Below are 21,150 nucleotides of genomic sequence, written 5' to 3' on the forward strand. Positions count from 1 at the left end.
TCGTGGGGCGGCCCGCCCCGGCCGGGGTCGGCGTGCGGTCAGGACTTGGCGGCCTTCTCGGCCTCCTTGACCGCCTCGGTCCACGCCTGGTCGGGCTTGCCCTTCAGGTTTCCGGTGGCCAGCCGGTTGAGGACGTTCTCCACCGCCACCCGGGTGGGGCCGTTGCGCCGGCCGAGGTACTGCGGGGTCAGGTTCTCGGCCGTCTTCGAGAAGATCTGCCCCACCGGGGCGTCGTTGAAGAAGGGGTTGGTGAAGTCCCTGATCGCCGGGTCCTGGTAGAGCGCCGGCTGGGAGGGCAGGTTGCCGACCTTCTTGAAGATCTCGACCTGCTGCTCGGGCTGGATCAGCCACTCGACGAACTTGTACGCCTCGTCGACGTTCCTGCCCTGCTTGGGGATGGTCAGGAAGGAGCCGCCCCAGTTGCCGCCCCCGCCGGGGATGGCGGCCACGTCCCACTTGCCGCTGGTGCCGGGGGCGGTGTTCTTGATGTGCCCCTGCATCCAGGCCGGGCAGGCGAGCACGGCGAAGTTGCCCTTGACGAAGCCGCTGTTCCACTCGGGGGAGAACGCGGTGAGGTTGGCCGAGAGGTCGGCGGCGATGGTCCGGGCCGCGACGTCGAAGGCGACCTTCGGGCCGCCGTCCATCTTCAGGGTCTCGCTCTCGTCGTAGAAGCCGACGGGCTGCTGGCCGAGGACGGGGTTGAAGACGTTGGTGCCGGAGTCGATGAACTTCTTGCCGCTGCGGGCCGTGTACTGCTGACCGACCTCGATGAACCTCTCCCAGGTGGGCCAGAGCGCGGAGACCTGGTCGCGTGCGGTGGGCAGGCCGGCTGCGGCGAACAGGTCGGTGCGGTAGCACATGGCCAGGCCGCCGACGTCGGTGCCGAGGCCGATCTGGGCCTTGCCGTCGGGTGTCAGGGTCTGCTTCCACTTCCACGGCAGGTACTTCTGCTCGTACGTGCCGGCGCCCTTGTCGAGCAGGTTGACGAACTTGTCGGCCTGGCCACGGAACTGAACGACGAAGCCCTCGTCGACGGCGGCGATGTCCGGCGCGCCGGAGCCGGCGACGAGCTTCTTCTGCAGGTCCTCGTGCTGGGCGTTGTACTCGCCGGTGTTCAGGCTGATCTTGACGTTCGGGTTCGCGTCCTCGTACTTCGCCTTGAGCTCGTCGAGCCCGAAGTCGCCCCAGAAGTTGATTTTGAGGGTGACGGGCCCGCCCGCCCGGGAGTCGCCGCCACCCCCGCTGTTGCCGCTGCACGCCGCGACCATGACCAGGCTGACCGCGCCGACGGCGGCCACCCTGGCCCAGTGCGTCAGGGACCGTCTCATGTCATCCTCCGCGCCAGATGGGATCGCTCCCGGACATCGAGAGCCGTTGACTTAACCGGATAAGTGACGTCACCGTACGGGCCGGTCCCGGTAGTGTCAACGGGCCGTGAACGCCGCCGCCTCGCGGTAACCTGCCTGCATCATGGGAGCGAGATCATGGGAGGTGAGGCCGCACCACGAGGCGGCGGAAGCTCGCGCCGGGAGGGCGGATGGCGCCGCCGGCGCATCGCGACAGATCGACTTAACCGGGAAAGGCGTCGGCCGGGCCGGCGCCGCCTGCCGGTCGGACCGGCCCGGCCGCCGGTCGGTGCAGTAGCGTGGACCGCCGCCGGTCGTCCCGGCCTCGCGGTGACACCCGCCCGGGCGGGAGAAGTGGAGGTGTACGCCGGTGAAGCGACCCACGATCGCCGACGTCGCCCGACGCGCCGGGGTGTCCAAGGGGGCGGTGTCCTACGCGCTGAACGGGCAGCCCGGGGTCTCCGAGGCCACCCGGCAACGGATCCTCGCCATCGCCGCCGAGATCGGCTTCAGCCCGAGCCGCGCCGCCCGCTCCCTCTCCGGCGCCACCGCCGACGCGGTCGGCCTCACCCTCTGCCGCCCGGCCCGCACGCTCGGCATCGAGCCGTTCTTCATGGAGCTGATCAGCGGCGTGGAGGCCGAACTCTCCGCCCGGTCGTACGCCCTCACCCTCCAGGTGGTGGCCGACCAGGAGGCGGAGGTCGCGGTCCACCGGCGGTGGTGGGGCGAGCGGCGGGTCGACGGCGTGCTCGTCTGCGACCTGCGCGCCGACGACCGCCGGGTGCCGGTGCTGGAGGAACTGGGCCTGCCCGCGGTGGTGATCGGCGGCCCGGGTGGCACCGGCGGGCTGGCCAGCGTCTGGTCCGACGACGCGGCGGCGCTGGTCGAGACCGTGGAATACCTGTTCGCCCTCGGCCACCGCCGGATCGCCCGCGTCGGCGGCCTGCCCGCCCTGCTGCACACCGAGATCCGCACCGAGGCGTTCACCGGGGTGTGCCGGCGGCTCGGCCTGGCCGACGCGGTCACCGTGCCCGCCGACTACACCGGCGAGGAGGGGGCGCGCGCGACCCGGCGCCTGCTCAGCTCGGCCGGCCGCCCCACCGCCGTGATCTACGACAACGACGTGATGGCGATAGCGGGACTGTCGGTGGCCCAGGAGATGGGCCTCGCCGTGCCGGGCGACCTGTCCATCGTGGCCTGGGACGACTCGCCGCTCTGCCAACTGGTGCATCCGCCGCTGACGGCGCTCGGCCGGGACATCCCGGCGTACGGCGCGCACGCCGCCCGGCAACTGCTCGCGGTGATCGGGGGCGCGCCGGCCGAGCGGGTCCAGGACGAGACGGCCCACCTGACGCCCCGGGGCAGTACGGCCCCGCCGCGCGCGAGCTGAGGCGGAGCGCGCCGACCTGGGCGCCCCGCCCTCCGATCAGTGTGGACGTCTGGTGTCGAGACGTTGATGGTGGTAACTTTCTCGCCACTTGCAAGACCTTGCAGAAACATTCGTCATCTCGTGACGCGACCCGTCACGTCACTGTCCGGTCCGGACAATCCCCCGCTGCCGACGGCTGTCACGCAAGGCACCCCGTCCCCCTCGGCCCCGCCGACACCACCCCCGAGGAGCTCCGATGCACCCCCGCACCGGACGACGACGGCTGATCGCGGCGGCGCTGGCCGCCGGGCTCGCCGTCGGACTGGCCCCACTGGGCACGGCCTCCGCCGCGAACACCGTGACCGTCTACTACCGACCCACCGCCACCTGGACCGGCCAGGTCAACATCCACTACGCGCCCGACGGCGGCGCGTGGACGGCCGTACCCGGGGTGGCGATGGAGGCGGCGTGCGCCGGCTGGCGCAGACGCACCGTCGACGCCGGCACCGCCACCGGCCTCCAGGTGGTGTTCAACCACAACGGCACGACCTGGGACAACAACCGGGGCGCGAACTACCGCACCGGCACCGGGACGGTGACCGTCGCGGACGGCGTGGTCGGCACGGCCGACCCCTGCGCCGGCTCCCCCGCGCCCACCCCGTCGGACCCGTCGACCGGCCGGACGGCCGACGTCTGGTACCACCTCGGGACGCGGGGCTGGGCCACCGCCAACATCCACCACCAGGTCGCCGGCGGCGCCTGGACCACCGTTCCCGGCGTACCGATGGACGCGGGCTGCGCCGGGTGGGCCCGCCGGATCGTCGACCTCGGCACCGCCGGCACGCTGCGGGCGGCGTTCAACGACGGCGCCGGCGCCTGGGACAACAACAACGGCGCGGACTACACCCTGGGCGCCGGTTTGAGCACCGTCAAGGCGGGGGTGGTGACCCCCGGCGCGACGTCGCCGTGCGCGCCCGGCACGCCGGACACCACGGCGCCGTCCGTACCCACCGGCCTTGGCGCGACCGCGAACGGGCTGCGGGTCGCGGTGACCTGGGCGGCGTCCACCGACGACCGGGCGGTGACCGGCTACCGGCTCACCCGCACCGGCGGGCCGCAGGGCACCACCACGGTGAGCACCGCCGCCACCGGTCACGTCGACGCCGCCCTGAGCCCGCACACCCGCTACGAGTACACCGTCCGGGCGTACGACGCGGCCGGCAACACCTCACCGGCCAGCGCCCCCGTAGCGGTCACCACCGGGGCCACCGCGCCCCCGCCGGCCGCCGGCACCCCGCTCGGCGGCGACCCCCGCGAGGACAGCATCTACTTCGTCATGACCGCCCGGTTCGCCGACGGCGACGCCACCAACAACCGGGGCGGCAGCCAGCACGTGAAGTCGGGCAACGCGGCCAACGACGACCCGATGTTCCGCGGCGACTTCAAGGGCCTCATCGACAAGCTGGACTACGTCAAGGGCCTCGGCTTCTCCGCTCTCTGGATCACCCCGGTCGTGCTGAACCGCTCCGACTACGACTTCCACGGCTACCACGGCTGGGACTTCCAGCGGGTCGACCCCCGGCTGGAGAGCCCCGGCGCGAGCTACCAGGACCTGATCAACGCCGCGCACGCCAAGGGCATCAAGGTCTTCCAGGACGTGGTCTACAACCACAGCTCCCGCTGGGGCGCCAAGGGGCTGTTCACCCCGACCGTCCACGGCACCCGCGACGAGCAGTGGAAGTGGATGTACAGCCGGCAGGAGGCGGGCCGCGAGTACGACCCGACGGTCGAGCACCCCGGCACCGACCCGGAACTGACCCCGGCGCAGAACGCCCTCGCCAAGGGCCGGCCCTACAACGGGGACGTCTGGTCGGGCGCCGCCCCGGCCGGCAACCAGTGCCCGCGCTGGGGCGCCCCGGCCGGTACCAGCCCCGAGGGCTTCCGCCTCTACGAGTGCCAGTGGCCCACCCCGACCAGCAAACTGTTCCCCGCCGACCTCTACCACCAGTGCTGGATCGGCAACTGGGAGGGCGAGGACGCGCGCAGCTGCTGGCTGCACGAGGACCTGGCCGACCTCAACACCGAGAACGCCACCGTGCAGAAGTACCTGATCGACGCGTACAACAAGTTCATCGACATGGGCGTGGACGGCTTCCGCATCGACACCGCCGTACACATCCCCCGGGTCACCTGGAACCGGCGGTTCCTGCCGGCCATCCAGCAGCACGCGCTCGCCACGCACGGCGAGTCCGGCCGCGACTTCTACGTCTTCGGCGAGGTCGCCGCGTTCGTCAACGACAAGTGGAACCGGGGCTCGGTCAACCACTCGGCGCAGTTCTTCACCTGGAAGGAACGCAAGGAGTACGGCCCCGACGACGTGCGCGCCGCGATCGAGCAGTACGACCACGAGCAGCTGCTCGGCCCGAATGGCCAGCCCACCAGCGACAACGCGTTCCTGCGCGGCAACACGTACCACGCGCCGGACCACTCGAAGTTCTCCGGCATGAACGTCATCGACATGCGGATGCACATGAACTTCGGCGACGCGAACAACGCCTTCGGCAACGGCAAGGACTCCGACGACAGCTACAACGACGCGACCTACAACGTCGTGTACGTCGACAGCCACGACTACGGCCCGAACAAGTCGAACACCCGCTACACCGGCGGTACCGACGCCTGGGCGGAGAACATGAGCCTGATGTGGACGTTCCGGGGGATCCCGACGCTCTACTACGGCTCGGAGATCGAGTTCCAGAAGGGCGCGAAGATCGACTGTGGGCCGACGTGCCCGCTGGCCACCACCGGACGCGCCTACTACGGCGACCACCTGGCGGGCACGGTCACCGCGACGGACTTCGGCCGGGTCGGATCCGCCACCGGGCCCGTGGCCAGCACCCTCGACAAGCCGCTGGTCAAGCACGTGCAGCGGCTCAACCAGATCCGCCGGGCGGTGCCGGCCCTACAGAAGGGGCAGTACTCCACCGAGGGGATCAGCGGCAGCTCGATGGCGTACAAACGGCGCTTCACGGCCGGCGGGGTGGACAGCTTCGCGCTGGTCACGGTCTCCGGCAGCGCGACCTTCACCGGCGTGCCCAACGGCCGGTACACCGACGCGGTGACCGGTGACGTCCGTACGGTCACCAACGGGACGCTGACGGCGACCGTCAGCGGCAAGGGCAACCTGCGCGTGTACGTGCTGGACCTGCCCGGCAACCCGGCGCCGGGCAAGGTCGGCGACACCGGCCCCTACCTGCGGTGACGCTGGCGTCGGGGGACCTGGCCGGTCCCCCGACACCGCCGGTGGCCCGACCCGCGCCTGCGGGTCGGGCCACCGGCGGGTCTCCCGTCAGCGCGAGGCCGTCGGGAACTCCTCGAAGTACGCCTCGACCCGCTCCGCGGTGGCCGGGCGGGCCAACGCGAAGCCCTGCCCGTACCGGCAGCCGGCCCGCCGCGCGCCGTCGACCAGGCCGGCCGACTCGAGCTCCTCGGCGACGATGTCGAGCCCCAGCCGGTCCCCCACGTTCACCACCACGTCGATGAGCGGGCGCTGCGGGTCCGCCGGGTCCACCAGCTGTGGGCCGACCTTGAGCAGGTCGATCGGCAACCGGCGGAGCTGGGCCAGCGAGGCGTGCTCGGCCCGGAAGTCGTCCAGCGCGGTGCGCACGCCCAGCGAGCGCAGCCCGGCCAGCCGGGCCACCACCGTCGGCAGTTCGGCGCCCACCCGGGGCTCCGCCACCTCGACCACCAGCTGCTCCGGCGTCAGCCCGAACGCGTCCAGCACGGCGGCCGTGCGCGGCACGAAGTCGGGGGCGGTCAGCTCCCGGACGGTCACGTTCACCGCCATCCAGAGCTGCCGGCTCCCGGCCGACCAGGCGGCGAGCTGCCGGCACGCCCGGTCCAGCACCCAGCAGCCCAGCTCCCCCACGATGTCGAGGTCCTCGGCCACGGGCAGGAACTCGGCGGGCAGCACCGTGCCGAGCACCGGATTGCGCCATCGCAGCAGCGCCTCCGCGCCGACCGGCTGCCCGTCGGCCAGGTCGAGCACCGGCTGGTAGACGAGGTCCAGCTCGCCCCGGGCCACCGCACCGGGCAGCTCCCGTTCCAGGTCGAGCCGGCGGACGAGCTGCTCCTCCAGGTAGGCGTCGTACCACTCGACCCGGTCCCGGCCGAGCTGCACGGCCCGGCGCCGGGCCAGGTCCGCCTGGCGCAGCACGTCCTCCGGGCCGCCGTTGCCGATCTCGGCCAGCCCGACACCGGCCCGCAGCCGCAGCACCGCACCGGCCACCTCGTAGGGCTGGGTGAGCGCGCCGAGCAGCCGGGTGCCCAGCGCGTACGCCAGCACCGGGCCGGCCTCGGTGACCACGGTGAAGCCGGTGACGGTGACGTCCGCGAACAGGTCCCGGGGGCCGACGACGGCGCGGGCGCGGCGCAGGGCCTCGGCCAGCACGGCCTCGCCGACCTGGTGCCCGTCGGAGGCGGGTCCGGCGTTGTGCAGGTCGACGACGAGCAGCGCGCCGGGGGCCGGCGCGTCCCGGAGGGCGGCGAGGGCCCGCAGCAGCGCCGGGCGGTCCAGGGGCGCGCCGGGCCGGCTCCGGTCGGTCGATCCGGACCGCTCCGGCGCGGCGTCGGCACGGGCCGGCGGCGGCTCGTCCGAGCGCAGCAGGTCGCGCAGCACCAGCGGCGGGGCCAGGGCCAGGGCGAGCAGGATCGCCGTCAGGTCCGGCGGACCCCCGTCGCGCAGCTGCCAGCCGATGGCCGCCACGGCCGCGACGGCCGGGACCACCGCCCGGGGCCACACCGTGGTCGGCACCTCGGGCGGGGCCGGCTCCGGGCGGGTCGCCCGCCGCGCCCCGGCCGCCGTCAACAGCACCCCACCCACCAGCGGAGGTACGGACAGCAGCGCCGCCCGCTCCGGTGCCGCCCCGGCCGGGAGCGCGGCCAGCAGCACCAGCCCGGACAGGGTGAGTGCCGCCCCGGCCCGGCAGCGGGCCGCACCTGTGCGCCGGTGCGGCCCGGTCAGCACGACGAGTACGGCGAGCGCGAGCCCGCCCAGGGCCACGGCCACGGCGAGCCGGACCGACGGATCGAGGGGGTCGCGGGGCAGCAGCAGCCAGCCGGCCAGGACCAGCCCCAGGCCGGCGGCGCTCGCGTCGACGGCCCCGCGCAGGCGGGCCCGGGCGGACGGGTGGGAGGAGCGCGGCACCGCGGGCAGCCCCGCCACGAACAGCGCGGCGGCAGCGGCGAGCCCCGCCACGGCGACGGCGGACCGGTGGCCCGGCCCGGCGAGCGGCAGCACGGCGGCGGTGAGCCCCGCCGTCACCACCGCGGCGTCGAGCAGCACGGCGACGCGGCGGGACGCGGCCGGGCGCCGGCGGGCGGCGCGGGACCGGGCCGGAACCTGCGCGGGGGCGGGGAGCGGGGGCGCGGCGGCGAGGCGGGAGAGCCGCGTACCCGCCAGTGCACAGCTGGCGGCGGCGGCCAGCGCCACCACGGCCAGGGCGGGCATCCGACCGAGAGCGCCAGCGAGCAGGAGCAGCGTGACGGCGGCGAGGACGAGGACGTCCAGCCGGGAGGGACGAGGGATGGACGCGTGTTGCGGGTACGCGAGGGGCACGGCGGTCGCCTTCGTGAGGGGGCACGGGCGGTGCGACGGTGCAGGGCATCGGACCCGGGGTGAGTCCGCTGCCCATCAGTCGGGAACGATCGGCCGCGAAGGCGGTGACGCCCGCCAGCCAGTGATCTCCGTCACCGACGTCGGCGGTCCGCCCGGCTCGGCCCGCCGCGTACCGGCGCCGGCCGGAGTGGGATCATCGGAGAGTGACCAGCCCAGACACCGTCCACTTCCGGCACAACCAGGCGATCCTGGCCGCCGCGATCGTCGCCTTCTTCGGCGCCCTGCCGGTGGCCGGCGCCCGGTGGTACCTGCTGCCGGTGCTGCTCGTCCCGCTCGCCGTCGCGGTCTGGGCGTGGCGGGCCGGCACCGACGCGGACTCCCGCGAGCTGCGCCTGCGGGCCCTGGTCGGGCAGCGCCGGATCGGCTGGGAGCGGATCGTCGAGCTGGCCGCCGACCCGCGCGGTCGGGCGGTCGCCCGGCTCGACGACGGTCAGCAGGTCACCCTGCCGGCCGTACGCGCCGCCGACCTGCCCCGGCTCGTCTCGGCCACCGGTCAGAGCCTGCCCGGCGCGGCCGGCTGAGCACCCCCGGGCCGCTCAGTAGCCGTCCACCACCGTGTTGATCAGCGGCTCGCCGGCCGCGAACCGGCGGACCTGCTCGGCGACCAGCCGGTACGCGCGCGGCAGCAGGCCGCGTACCGAGCCGGCGACGTGCGGGGTGAGCAGCACGTTCGGCATCGTCCACAGCTCGTGGTCGGCCGGCAGCGGCTCCGGATCGGTGACGTCCAGCGCGGCCGAGATCCGGCCGGTACGCAGCTCGGCGACCAGCGCCTCGGTCCGGGCCACCGGCCCACGGGCGGCGTTGACCAGCAGCGCGCCGTCCCGCATCGCGGCGAGGAAGCTCTCGTCGACCAGCCCCCAGGTCTGCTCGGTCAACGGCACCAGCAGCACCACCACGTCGGCCTCGGGAAGCAGCCCCGGCAGCTCCCCGACGCCGTGCACGCCCTGCTCCGGGCGGGCGGTCCGGGCCACCAGCGTGAAGCTCACCTCGAACGGCGCCAGCCGGTCGCGTACCGCCGTGCCGATGGAGCCCGCCCCGACGATCAGCACCCGCTTGCCGGCCAGCTGATCGGTGGGGGCCACCTCGCCGTACGCCCACTCGCGCCGGGCCTGCGCGCGGGCCAGGGCGGGGAAGGCGCGCAGCTGGGACAGGATCGCCGCGACCACCCACTCGGCGGTGGACGGATCGTGCACCCCCCTGGCGTCGCAGAGCGTCACCCCGGACGGGACCCGGCCGGCCCACGCGTCCGCCCCGGCGGAGAGGAGCTGCACCACCGCCAGGTCGGGCAGCTCGCGCAGCAGCGCGGTGGCGTCCCCGCCGGACAGGAAGGGCGGCACCCAGAACCGGACACCGGACGTCTCCGAGGGCAGCCGGGAGACGTCCTCGGCCACCTCGACCGTGACCTCCGGCGGCAGCTCGCCGAGGAGCGCCTGACCGTCCTGGTGCGGGATCCATACCTTCACGCCCGCCGACGATAGGCTCCCGGTGCCTCCGCCCGTCGGGCGGGGCGGCTGCGGCACCCGGACGGGTGGACCACCGGCGCAGTGATCAGGGCGACCCCACAGCGACCGAGGCGATTGCGGCCCGGAGGGGGTATAAGGGAGGACCGGAGTGCCGGTCGGCCTCCATCCGCACGGACAGGTGGTCAATGACGGACGGCTCCCGCGACGACGCCCCCGAGCGGGCCGGGTCCATCTCTGCGCTCCGCGACCCGGATCGGCTGCGCTCCCTCGCGGAGACCCGGCTGACGGCCGCCCCCGACGAGGCGTTCGACCGGTTCGCCCGGCTGGTCGCGGACCTGCTCGACGTGCCGGTCGCCCTGGTGTCCCTGGTCGACGCCGAGCGCCAGTTCTTTCCCGGCGAGGTGGGCCTGGCCCGGCCGTGGGCCGCGCGGCGGCAGACGCCCCTGAGCCACTCGTTCTGCCAGCACGTCGTCGACCTCGGGACCCCGATGGTGCTGCCCGACGCCCGGCTGCACCCCGCACTGCGGGACAACCTCGCCGTGCCCGAGCTGGGCGTCGTCGCGTACGCCGGGATGCCGCTGACGGACCTGGAGGGTCGCGTCCTCGGTTCGCTCTGCGCGATCGACGACAAGCCCCGCGAGTGGACCGCCGAGCAGTTGCGGACGCTCGACGACCTGGCCGCCGCCTGCTCCTCCGAGCTGCGGTTGCGGATCGCCCTCGACGGCGCCGAGCAGGCGCGGCGGCGCGCCGAGGAGGCCAACGGCCGGCTGGAGCTGCTGGCCGGGCTGGCGGGGACGCTGGCGGGCACGCTCGACGTGGCCACCGCGCTGCGCCACCTGCGCGACACGATGGTGCCGCTGCTGGCCGACTGGTCCCTGGTGACCCTGGTCGGGCCCGACGGGGCGCCCCGCGACGTGACCTCCGCACACCGCGACCCGGCCCGGGCCCCGGACGTCGCCCGCTTCGCCGAGCTGATGCGCACGGGGCTGAGCGCCCGCTCGATCACCCGGGCGGTGCTGCGCACCGGCCGGCCCGTACTGGGCGCCGCGGCGACCCTCGACGACGTGCGCCGGGGCACGGTCGGGCCGGAGATGCCGGAACTCGCCGCCCGCCTCGGTTTCTCCTCGCACCTCAGCGTGCCGATCATCGACGCCGGGCGGGTGCTCGGCTGCGTCACCCTGATCAACGGCCCGCAGCGGCGCGACTTCGACGAGAGCGACCTGCTCATCGCCGAGGACATCGGCCGCCGGGCCGGTCAGGCGATCGGCAACAGCCGGATGTACGGCGAACAGCGGCACGTCGCGCACGTGCTGCAACACAGCATGCTGCCGGAACTGCCGGTCACCCGGGACCTCGAACTGGCCGCCCGCTACCAGCCGGCGGCGGACCGGGTCGAGGTCGGCGGCGACTGGTACGACGCCTTCCGCCAGCCGGGCGGGGAGCTCATCGCGGCGATCGGCGACGTGGCCGGGCACGACATCGAGGCCGCCGCGACCATGGGGCAGCTGCGCAACCTGGTCCGGGGCAACGCGTACGGCCGGCCCGACGCGGTCGACGAGCTGATGAGCCGCCTGGACGAGACGATCCGCGGGCTGCACCTGCGGACGGCGGCCACGGCGGCCCTGGTGCGGCTGCACGCCGACGACGCCGGCGGCCAGCGGATCACCTGGTGCAACGCGGGGCACCCCCCGCCCCTCGCGGTCCGGGTCGGGGGCGCGGTGGAGGTGCTCGCGGGGGCGCCGGAACCCCTGCTCGGGCTGAACCGGCCGGTACGGCGCACCACCCGGCACACCCACCTGGCCACCGGCGACACCCTGCTGCTCTACACCGACGGGCTCATCGAACGGCGGGACCGGCCCATCGACGAGGGGATGACGGAGCTGCTCGCCCGGCTGGCCGGCACCGACCGGCTGCCGCTGGGCGATCTCTGCGACCTGCTGCTGACCACCGCTCCCCGGCGGGAGGACGACGTCGCGCTACTCGCCGTCCGGGCGATCTGACCGCACCACGGAGCCGGTCCGATCCGACGGCCCCGGTCCGTCGCCCTGGCCGGCTACCCTGGGCCGGGTGAGCGCCCGTCCCCCGTACCCTCGCACCCGCCGTCTGCGGACGGCCCTGGCGGCCTCGTGCGCGGCGCTGCTGCTGGCGACCGCCGGTTGCAGCTTCGGCGAGCCGGAGCCCGATCCGGCCGGTGAGCCGCCCACCTTCCCGACGCCGTCGGCGACGGCGAGCCCTGGCGGCGCCGGCCAGGAGGTGGTCACCACGGTGCTGGCCAAGGGGCTGCGGGTGCCGTGGGCGATCGCCTTCCTGCCCGACGGCGCGGCGCTGGTCACCGAGCGGGACAGCGGCCGGATCCTGCGGGTCGGCCCCGAGTCGGGGCCCGACGGGCTGAAGGTCACCCCGGTGCAGACCATCTCCGACGTGGCGGCCTCGGGTGAGGGCGGGCTGATGGGCATCGCCGTCTCGCCCGACTACCAGCGGGACAAGGCGATCTTCGTCTACTACACGACCGAACGGGACAACCGGATCGTCCGGCTGGAGTTGGGCGGCACGCCCACCCCGATCCTCACCGGCATCCCCAAGGCCGGCATCCACAACGGCGGCGGCCTCGCCTTCGGCCCGGACGGCCTGCTCTACGCGAGCACCGGCGACGCCGGCGACCGGCCGCAGGCGCAGGACGTCAAGCGCCTCGGCGGCAAGATCCTGCGGATCACCAAAGACGGCAAGCCGGCACCCGGCAACCCGTTCCCGAACTCCCCGGTGTGGTCCCTGGGCCACCGCAACGTCCAGGGCATCGCCTGGGACGCCGGCAAGCGGATGTACGCCGTGGAGTTCGGCCAGAACACCTGGGACGAGATCAACCAGATCACCAAGGGGCGCAACTACGGTTGGCCGACGGTCGAGGGACGTGACGACGACAAGCGCTTCGTCAACCCGATCGCCCAGTGGCCGACGTCCGACGCGTCCTGCTCCGGGCTGACCGCCGCCGACCGGCTGCTCGTCACCGCGTGCCTGCGCGGCAAGCGCCTCTGGCTGGTCGAGCTGACCGCCACCGGCACCGTGCTCGGCCAGCCACGCGAGCTGCTGACCGACCGGTTCGGGCGGCTGCGGGCCGTGGCCGCCGCGCCGGACGGCTCGATCTGGGTCAGCACCTCCAACCACGACGGGCGGGGCCAGCCGGCGCCCGAGGACGACCGGCTGCTGCGGTTGGTCTTCGCCGGTGGCGGGGCCGGCCGGAGCTGACGCACCGGCTGGTCCGGGTTTCCCAAGATCCTTCAGTGGGCAGGTCAGAATCTCACCATGGACGGCCAGGAGAACGAAGAGCACGCGAACCGGGGCGAGGACGTCCCGGCGACCGATCGCGCCCCCCGTCCGGCGCCCCGGCGCGACGGCGCCGGGAGGACCGGCCGGCGAGCGCTGCGCAGGACCGGGGTGATCCTGGCGGTCCTCGCCGTCGCCCTGGTCGGCGTGGTGCTCGGCGTGCTCGCCGGCGGCCGGGTGAGCACCGACATCGGCCCGTTCCAGGCCGACCTCTCGGTCGCGCCGGCCTTCGGCGGCGGCACCAAGGTCGACATCCCGCCGCTGGGGGCGCTGCTGCTCGACAGCCACGACGGGCCGACCCACCTGACCGTGGAGTTGGGCGCGCTGGACCAGAGCCGCACCGAGGCGCTGCTCGACGATCCGGCGAGCATCAACCGGGCGAGCCAGTCGGCCGTCGACGACGTCCGCGAGGGTGTGCTGCGGCTCGGGCTGCGGACGCTCGCCTCGGCGGTGCTGGTCACCCTGCTGCTGGCCCTGCTGGTCTTCCGCGACACCCGCCGGGCGGCCTGGGCGGGCGCTCTGGCGCTGGTGGTCACCGCCGGCAGCCTCGGCACCGCCGCCGCCACCATCCGGCCGGAGGCCATCGAGGAGCCGCGCTACGAGGGGCTGCTGGTCAACGCGCCCGCGATCGTCGGTGACGCCCGGCGGATCGCGAACGACTACACCCGCTACGCCGAGCAGCTCCAGCGCATCGTCGGCAACGTCAGCCAGCTCTACACCACGGTGTCGTCGCTGCCGGTCTACGAGCCCGCCCCCGGCACGACCCGCGTACTGCACGTCTCGGACATGCACCTCAACCCGACCGGCTGGCAGCTCATCCGCACCGTCGTCGAGCAGTTCGGCATCGACGTGGTGATCGACACCGGGGACATCACCGACTGGGGCTCCGAGCCGGAGGCCTCCTACGTCGGCTCGATCGGCCTGCTCAAGAAGCCGTACGTCTACATCCGGGGCAACCACGACTCGGGCCGGACCGCGGCGGCCGTGGCCCGCCAGCCGAACGCGATCGTGCTGAGCAACACGACCACGACGGTCGCGGGGCTGACCATCGCCGGCATCGGCGACCCGCGCTTCACCCCCGACAAGAACACGTCGCCGGCCGGCAGCGGGCTCACCCAGCAGACCGCGGACCAGCTCATCGGCGTCGGCGACCAGCTCGCGACCACGGTACGCAGCTCGCCGCGCCCCGTGAACATCGCGCTGGTGCACGACCCGGCCTCCGCCGGCCCGCTCTCGGGCACCTGCCCGCTGGTCCTCGCCGGGCACACCCACGACCGGCAGGTCTCGAAGCTGCCGGAGGTACCCGGGAAGGGCCCCACCCAGCTGATGGTGCAGGGCTCCACGGGCGGCGCCGGCCTGCGCGGCCTGGAGGGCGAGAAGCCCACCCCGCTGACGATGACCGTGCTCTACTTCGACAAGGACAAACTGCTCCAGGCGTACGACGACATCACCGTCGGCGGCACGGGGCAGGCGCAGGTGAACCTGGAGCGGCACGTCGTGGAGGACCCGCAGGCCGGCGTGCCCGCCCCGGTCACCCCCACCCCGACCCGCTGACCCTCATCCGCGCTGAGCGCCGGGTGCCGAGCGGGCCGCGCCAGTAGCCAGCCTGTCGGTGTCCGGGTGGCTCACCGCCCGCTGCAGGTCGCCCTGACCAGTTGCCGCAGCGCAACTCCGATCGCGGTCGTTACGCTGCGTGGTCCACTTGCGTCCGCAGCCACCCAGGCCCTCGGACGCTTTGCTCTGCAGCCACGGACGCACCAGTAACTCCAGGTAGCGATCTGCGGCCAGCCGCCGGTCGGTCGAATTGACATCTCCCCTGCTCAGGAGAGCGGTGCGTCGGTGGCTGCAGAGCAAAGGGCGCGAACGTGCACCGTCGCACCCCGCACCGCCCGCCACGCTCCGTGACGCCAAACAGCAATTACTATCCGTTACAGCACGTTGATCGCCGTCAGCTCCGCGCCGCAGTCCGCACGACCCTGATCGAAGCGGCCCCTCCGCGCCCGCGACAGGCACGACCTACCGGCGTAGCCGTCCACGACCGAGGTCCGCAGCCGCCCACGCCCCGAGCTCGCGGCCGTCCGCACCAAGAGCCGACGGTGGGGGGTCAGCGCAGGGACAGGGCCGCGAGGGCGGCGTTGACGATGCTGCCGGGGAGCAGGTCGTGCAGGTCGTACAGCTCGTGGACGCTGCCGGACTGGCCGAACTCGTCCACGCCCAGCGGCACCGCCGGGGCGGCGAGCGCCGAGCCGAGCCACGCCATGGCGTGCGAGGCGGCGTCGTGCACCGTCACCACCGGCACCCGGTCGGCGAACGCCGCCCGGAGCGCGCCCGGCACGCTCGGCACCGTGGCCGTGCGTACGCCCTGGCGGAGGGTGCGCTGCCAGGCCCGGTAGAGCCGGTCCAGCGAGGTGACGTCGACGACGTGCGCGGCGATGCCCTCCTCGGCCAGTTCCGCCGCCGCCGCGAGCACCTCGGGCAGCACCGCGCCGGAGGCGGCCAGCTGCACCACCGGGGCGTCGGCCAGGTGCGGGTACGCCTCGTGCGCGTCGACCAGGCGGTACGCCCCGGCGACCGCCTGCCGGCGCAGCACCGCGTCGCCGAGGCGGGCCCGCGCCGCCTCGAAGGGCGCCTGATCGATCGGGCGGGTGCTGAGCCGGAAGTAGTACGCGCCGTCCTCGGCGGGAGCGGCCGTCGCCGACGGGGCCGCCCCGCCGGCGATCTGGCCCAGCGCGTCGCAGAGCAGCCAGTCCAGGGTGGCCGCGTACGCGGGTTCCAGGAACGTCACCCCGGGCAGCTCCAGCCCCACCGAGGCGGTGATGGTCGACTGGTGGGCGCCACCCTCCGGGGCGAGCGTGATGCCCGACGGGGTGCCGGCGACCACGAACCGGGAGCCGGAGTACGTGCCGTAGAGGAACGCGTCCAGCCCGCGCAGCACGAACGGGTCGTAGACCGTGCCGACCGGCAGCAGCGGCTGCGCCGACAGGTCCCACGACAGGCCGAGCTGCCCCAGCAGCAGGAACAGGTTCATCTCCGAGATGCCCAGCTCGATGTGCTGCCCCGCGGGGCTCTCCGTCCAGCGCAGCATCCGGTCCTCGGTCCAGGAGCGCTGCTCCGTCGGGGCGAAGACGCCGGTCTTGTTGATGAACCCGGCCAGGTTGGTGGAGGTCGCCACGTCCGGCGCGGTGGTGACCAGGTAGCGGCCCACCTCGGGGTTGCGGGCCAGCTCGACCAGCACCCGCCCGAAGACCTCCTGCGTCGAGATCGGCTTGTTCGCGCGTACCCGTGTCGTGTCGGGGACCGTGACGCCCAGCGCCCGCTCGCGGGGCGCGCGGGACAGCGCCTCCCGGCGCTCGTTGGCCCGGATGCCGGCCGGAGACGCCGGGTCCAGCCGGTCCCACTCGGTCTCGCGCGTCAGCCCCCGCGCGGCCCGCAGCGCGTCGACCTGCTCCGTGCTCAGCAGCGCCGAGTGGTTGCGCGGGTTGCCAGCGATCGGCAACCCCCACCCCTTCACGGTGTACGCGAAGATCACGCTGGGCCGGTCCGTGACCGCGTCGCACTGGGCGTACGCGTCGAGCATCGCCGCCATGTCGTGCCCGCCCAGGTCGGTCACGAGCGGCCCCAGCTCCTCGTCGCCCACGTCGGCGATGAACGCCCCGATCCCGTCGGGCGCACCGTCGAGGAACTGCTTGCGCAGCGCCGCGCCGGTCAGCCCGAACAGCGACTGGTACTGCTCGTTGGGCATCGCGTCGATCCAGTCGCGCAGTGCCTCGCCGCCCGGCCGGGCGTACGCCTCGGCGAGCCGGCGGCCGTACTTGACCTCGACCACGTGCCAGCCGGCGGCCTCGAACTGGCCCCGCCACTGGTTGATCCGCACCCCGGGCACCACCCGGTCCAGCGACTGGCGGTTGAAGTCGACCAGCCACGTCACGTTGCCCAGCCCGGTGGTGGCCGGGTCGGCGACCGCCTCCCAGATGTTGCCCTCGTCCAGCTCGGCGTCGCCGATCAACGCGACGAACCGGGAGTGCGGGCGGGCGCCGAAGTGCGCGTCGACGTAGCGGCGGGTCGCGGCGGCGAACAGCGGCGCCGCCGCGCCGAGCCCGACGGAGCCGGTGGAGAAGTCGACCTCGTCGGGGTCCTTCGTGCGCGACGGGTACGACTGGAGCCCGCCCCGGGCGCGCAGCTTCGTCAGGTAGGAGCGGTCGAGGTTGCCCAGCAGGTACTGGATGGCGTGGAAGACCGGCGAGGCGTGCGGCTTGACCGCCACCCGGTCCTCGGCCTCGAGGTGCGCGAACCACAGCGCCGTCATGGCGGTGACCAGCGAGGCGCTGGACGCCTGGTGCCCGCCCACCTTCACCCCGTCGCCCGTGTCCCGGTCGTGGTTGGCAGCGTCCACGATCCGGGTCGCGAGCCAGAGCACCCGCTGCTGGATCTCTTCGAGGACGTCGAGGTCGGTACGGTTCACGGTCGACTCCAGGGGTCCGGCAGTCACCGTTGACAGCCGGTCGGGGGCGGGTGGGTCGCGAGAGGTGGGCGTCTGCGGGTGCGCAGCCGCCGCGTGCGACGGGCGCACGCGGCGGCTCGATGCGGTGGAAGGGGCCCTCCCGTGCGGAGGGCGTCAGGAAGGTCCCCTCCCCTGCCGGGTCAGGCGCCGAGGCGCTCCAGGATCAGCTCCCGGACCGTCTTGGCGTCGGCCTGGCCACGGGTGGTCTTCATGACCGCCCCGACCAGGGCGCCGGCCGCGGCGACCTTGCCGCTGCGGATCTTGTCGGCGATGTCGGGGTTGGCGGCGATCGCCTCGTCGACGGCGGCGGTGAGCGCGCCCGTGTCGGAGACGACCTCCAGGCCCCGGTTGGTCATGATCTCGGTCGGCGAGCCCTCGCCGGCCACCACGCCCTCCAAAACGGTACGGGCCAGCTTGTCGTTGAGCTTGCCGGCGTCGACCAGGCCCTGGAGTTCGGCGACCTGCGACGGGGTGGCCCCGATGTCGGCCAACTCCACGCCGGTCTCGTTGGCGCGCCGGGACAGCTCGCCCAGCCACCACTTGCGGGCCGCCGCCGGGGAGGCGCCGGCGGCCACGGTCTGCTCGATCAGCTCGACCGCGCCGGCGTTCAGCACCGACTGCATGTCCAGGTCCGACAGGCCCCACTGCTCCTGGAGCCGGCGCCGGTGCAGCCGGGGCAGCTCCGGCAGCGCGGCCTTCAGCTCGGCGACCCAGGCGGCGTCCGGCGCCAGCGGCACCAGGTCGGGCTCCGGGAAGTACCGGTAGTCGGTCGCGGTCTCCTTGGACCGGCCCGGCGTGGTGTCGCCGGTGTCCTCGTGGAAGTGCCGGGTCTCCTGGGTGATCCGGCCACCCGCGTCGAGTACGGACGCCTGCCGGATGATCTCCGACCGGACGGCCCGCTCGACCGAGCGCAGCGAGTTGACGTTCTTGGTCTCGGTGCGGGTGCCCCACTCCTCGCCGGGCAGGTTGAGGGAGGTGTTGACGTCGCAGCGCAGCGAGCCCTCCTCCATCCGCACGTCGGAGACGCCCAGCGAGCGGATCACGTCGCGCAGCTCGGTGACGTACGCGCGGGCCACCTCGGGGGCGAGCGTGCCGGTGCCGGGGACCGGCTTGGTGACGATCTCCACCAGCGGGATGCCGGCCCGGTTGTAGTCGACCAGCGACTCGGTGGCGCCGTGGATGCGCCCGGTGGCGCCGCCGACGTGCAGCGTCTTGCCGGTGTCCTCCTCCAGGTGCACCCGCTCGATGCCGATGCGCACCAACTCGCCGTTGACCTCGACGTCCAGGTAGCCCTCGAAGCACAGCGGCTCGTCGTACTGGCTGATCTGGAAGTCCTTCGGCATGTCCGGGTAGAAGTAGTTCTTCCGCGCGAACCGGCACCACTCGGCGATCGAGCAGTTCAGCGCCAGGCCGATCCGGATGGTCGCCTCGATGGCGGCCTTGTTGGCGACCGGCAGCGAACCGGGCAGGCCCAGGCAGACCGGGCAGACCCGGGTGTTCGGCTCGCCGCCGAAGTCCGTCGGGCAGCCGCAGAACATCTTGGTGTTCGTGCCCAGCTCGACGTGGGTCTCCAGGCCGATCACCGGTTCGTAGCGCGCCACGACCTCGTCGTACGCGGGCAGCGTCGTCGTCATCTGAGCTCCTGCCTCACAGTGCCGGTGGGGTGAACGTGCCGACGGCGCTCTCCAGCGCGGCGGCGACCCGGTACATGCGGTCGTCGGCCATCGTCGGGGCCATGATCTGGAAGCCGACCGGCAGCCCGTCGGAGAGCCCGCACGGCACCGAGATGCCCGGCCCGCCGTACAGGTTCGTCGGGATGGTGAACAGGTCGGCCAGGTACATCTGGTAGGGGTCGGCGGTGCGCGCGCCAATCGGGAACGCCACGAACGGGGTGGTCGGCGAGATCAGCGCGTCGACCTGCTCGAACGCGGCGGTGAAGTCCCGCGTGATCAGCGTACGGACCTTCTGCGCCTGCCCGTAGTAGGCGTCGTAGTAGCCCGACGAGAGCGCGTACGTGCCGATCATGATGCGGCGCTTGACCTCGGCGCCGAAGCCGGCCTCCCGGGTCAGGGACATGACCTCCTCCAGCGACCGGTTGCCGTCGTCGCCGACCCGCAGGCCGAACCGGACGCCGTCGAACCGGGCCAGGTTGGAGGAGGCCTCGCTCGGGGCGATCAGGTAGTACGCCGGCAGCGCGTACCGGAAGTGGGGGCAGGACACCTCCACGATCTCGGCGCCCAGCTTGGTCAGCGCGTCGACCGACTCGCGGAACGCCGCCATCACGCCCGGCTCGGCGCCCTCGCCGACGAACTCGCTGACGATGCCGAGCTTCACGCCGGTCAGGTCGCCGGTCGCGCCGAGCCTGGCGGCGGCCACCACGTCCGGCACGGGCTGCGGGATCGAGGTGGAGTCGCGCGGGTCGTGCCCGCCGATCACCTCGTGCAGCAGCGCCGCGTCCAGCACGTTGCGGGCGCACGGGCCGGGGGTGTCCAGCGACGACGAGAACGCCACCAGGCCGTAACGGGAGGTGCCGCCGTAGGTGGGCTTCGCGCCGACCGTGCCGGTGACGGCACCCGGCTGGCGGATCGAGCCGCCGGTGTCGGAGCCGATCGCCAGCGGCGCCTCGTACGCGGCCAGCGCCGCGGAGCTGCCGCCGCCCGAGCCGCCCGGGATGCGGCTGAGGTCCCACGGGTTGTGCGTCGGCCCGTACGCCGAGTATTCCGTGGAGGAGCCCATCGCGAACTCGTCCATGTTGGTCTTGCCGAGCATCACCGTGCCGGCGGCGCGCAGGCGCTGCACGATCGTCGAGTCGTACGGCGGGCGCCAGCCCTCCAGGATCTTCGACCCGACGGTGGTCGGCACGCCCTTGGTAGTCAGCACGTCCTTCACGGCGACCGGCACGCCGGCCAGCGGGCCCAGCTCCTCGCCGGCGGCGCGACGGGCGTCGACGTCGGCGGCGGCGGCGAGCGCGCCCTCGGTGTCGACGTACAGGAACGCGTTCACCCGGTCGTCGACGGCGCCGATGCGGTCCAGGTGCGCCCGGGTGACCTCGACGGCGGAGGTCTCACCGCTGGCGACGAGCCCCGCGATCTGCGTCGCGGTCAGTCTGGTCAGATCGGTCATGACGCCACATCCTCGTCCAGGATCCGCGGTACGCGGAACCGCTGCTGCTCGGCGTCGGGCGCGCCCGACAGCGCCTCCTGCGGGGTCAGCCCGGGCACCACGACGTCCTCGCGCAGGACGTTGGTCAGCGGCACCGAGTGCGACGTCGGCGGGATGTCCGCCGCGGCGACCTCGCCGACCTGCGCGACCGCCTGGAGGATCACGTCGAGCTGGCCGGCGAAGGTGTCCAGCTCCTCCTCCGTTACGGCGAGCCGCGACAGTCGCGCCAGGTGCGCGACCTCCTCGCGGGAGATGGCGGCCATCGGTGCCCCCTTCGTGACGGTGCTTGCGGGTCGGACCGGGTGTCGGCC

At 73.8% G+C, this 21,150-nt stretch carries 13 protein-coding genes; 6 read left to right on the forward strand and 7 right to left on the reverse strand.

The features are described 5' to 3' along the window. Positions 1-38: 38 nt before the first annotated feature. The gene (locus GA0070610_RS21025) at positions 39-1,328 is read right to left on the reverse strand and encodes an ABC transporter substrate-binding protein (protein ID WP_089001631.1); all 1,290 of its coding nucleotides are present in this window, start codon (positions 1,326-1,328) and stop codon (positions 39-41) included. A 388-nt stretch (positions 1,329-1,716) separates the two neighbouring features. Between GA0070610_RS21025 and GA0070610_RS21030 the strand changes: the two genes are divergently transcribed. After that, a complete protein-coding gene (locus GA0070610_RS21030) occupies positions 1,717-2,736 on the forward strand; it encodes a LacI family DNA-binding transcriptional regulator (protein ID WP_089001632.1) in 1,020 nt (339 codons plus the stop codon). Between the two features lie 235 nt (positions 2,737-2,971). Next, a complete protein-coding gene (locus GA0070610_RS21035) occupies positions 2,972-5,977 on the forward strand; it encodes a carbohydrate binding domain-containing protein (protein WP_089001633.1) in 3,006 nt (1,001 codons plus the stop codon). Positions 5,978-6,064: 87 nt separating this feature from the next. Here the strand turns inward: GA0070610_RS21035 and GA0070610_RS21040 are convergent, their stop codons facing one another. Next, positions 6,065-8,332 carry a bifunctional diguanylate cyclase/phosphodiesterase gene (locus tag GA0070610_RS21040; protein ID WP_331716473.1) on the reverse strand — a complete coding sequence of 756 codons (2,268 nt, stop codon included), beginning with the start codon at positions 8,330-8,332 and terminating at the stop codon, positions 6,065-6,067. A 203-nt stretch (positions 8,333-8,535) separates the two neighbouring features. Between GA0070610_RS21040 and GA0070610_RS21045 the strand changes: the two genes are divergently transcribed. Further along, complete coding sequence (locus tag GA0070610_RS21045; RefSeq protein WP_089001634.1) at positions 8,536-8,913, forward strand: PH domain-containing protein; 378 nt, start codon at positions 8,536-8,538, stop codon at positions 8,911-8,913. Between the two features lie 15 nt (positions 8,914-8,928). Here the strand turns inward: GA0070610_RS21045 and GA0070610_RS21050 are convergent, their stop codons facing one another. Further along, the gene (locus GA0070610_RS21050; RefSeq protein WP_089001635.1) at positions 8,929-9,855 is read right to left on the reverse strand and encodes a 2-hydroxyacid dehydrogenase; all 927 of its coding nucleotides are present in this window, start codon (positions 9,853-9,855) and stop codon (positions 8,929-8,931) included. A 185-nt stretch (positions 9,856-10,040) separates the two neighbouring features. Here GA0070610_RS21050 and GA0070610_RS21055 point away from each other — a divergent pair, with 185 nt between their 5' ends. The 3 genes from GA0070610_RS21055 (at position 10,041) to GA0070610_RS21065 (ending at position 14,730) form a co-directional block, all read left to right on the forward strand. Further along, complete coding sequence (locus GA0070610_RS21055) at positions 10,041-11,855, forward strand: SpoIIE family protein phosphatase (protein WP_089001636.1); 1,815 nt, start codon at positions 10,041-10,043, stop codon at positions 11,853-11,855. 67 nt (positions 11,856-11,922) lie between these two features. Then, positions 11,923-13,098: a PQQ-dependent sugar dehydrogenase gene (locus GA0070610_RS21060; RefSeq protein WP_089001637.1), complete on the forward strand. Its 1,176-nt coding sequence runs from the start codon at positions 11,923-11,925 to the stop codon at positions 13,096-13,098. 57 nt (positions 13,099-13,155) lie between these two features. Then, positions 13,156-14,730, forward strand: coding sequence for a metallophosphoesterase (locus tag GA0070610_RS21065; protein WP_089001638.1), 1,575 nt, complete (start codon positions 13,156-13,158; stop codon positions 14,728-14,730). Positions 14,731-15,280: 550 nt separating this feature from the next. Here GA0070610_RS21065 and GA0070610_RS21070 read toward each other — a convergent pair. From GA0070610_RS21070 to gatC, 4 genes are all read right to left on the reverse strand, one after another. Further along, complete coding sequence (locus tag GA0070610_RS21070) at positions 15,281-17,638, reverse strand: transketolase-like TK C-terminal-containing protein (protein ID WP_089001639.1); 2,358 nt, start codon at positions 17,636-17,638, stop codon at positions 15,281-15,283. Between the two features lie 179 nt (positions 17,639-17,817). After that, complete coding sequence (gene gatB, locus GA0070610_RS21075) at positions 17,818-19,311, reverse strand: Asp-tRNA(Asn)/Glu-tRNA(Gln) amidotransferase subunit GatB (protein ID WP_089001640.1); 1,494 nt, start codon at positions 19,309-19,311, stop codon at positions 17,818-17,820. A 13-nt stretch (positions 19,312-19,324) separates the two neighbouring features. Then, positions 19,325-20,800: an Asp-tRNA(Asn)/Glu-tRNA(Gln) amidotransferase subunit GatA gene (gene gatA, locus GA0070610_RS21080; protein ID WP_089001641.1), complete on the reverse strand. Its 1,476-nt coding sequence runs from the start codon at positions 20,798-20,800 to the stop codon at positions 19,325-19,327. Beyond that, a complete protein-coding gene (gene gatC, locus GA0070610_RS21085; RefSeq protein WP_089001642.1) occupies positions 20,797-21,102 on the reverse strand; it encodes an Asp-tRNA(Asn)/Glu-tRNA(Gln) amidotransferase subunit GatC in 306 nt (101 codons plus the stop codon). Before gatC ends, gatA begins: the two co-directional genes overlap by 4 nt. Between the last annotated feature and the right edge of the window lie 48 nt (positions 21,103-21,150).

The organism is Micromonospora echinofusca, assembly GCF_900091445.1.
Lineage (GTDB): Bacteria > Actinomycetota > Actinomycetes > Mycobacteriales > Micromonosporaceae > Micromonospora > Micromonospora echinofusca.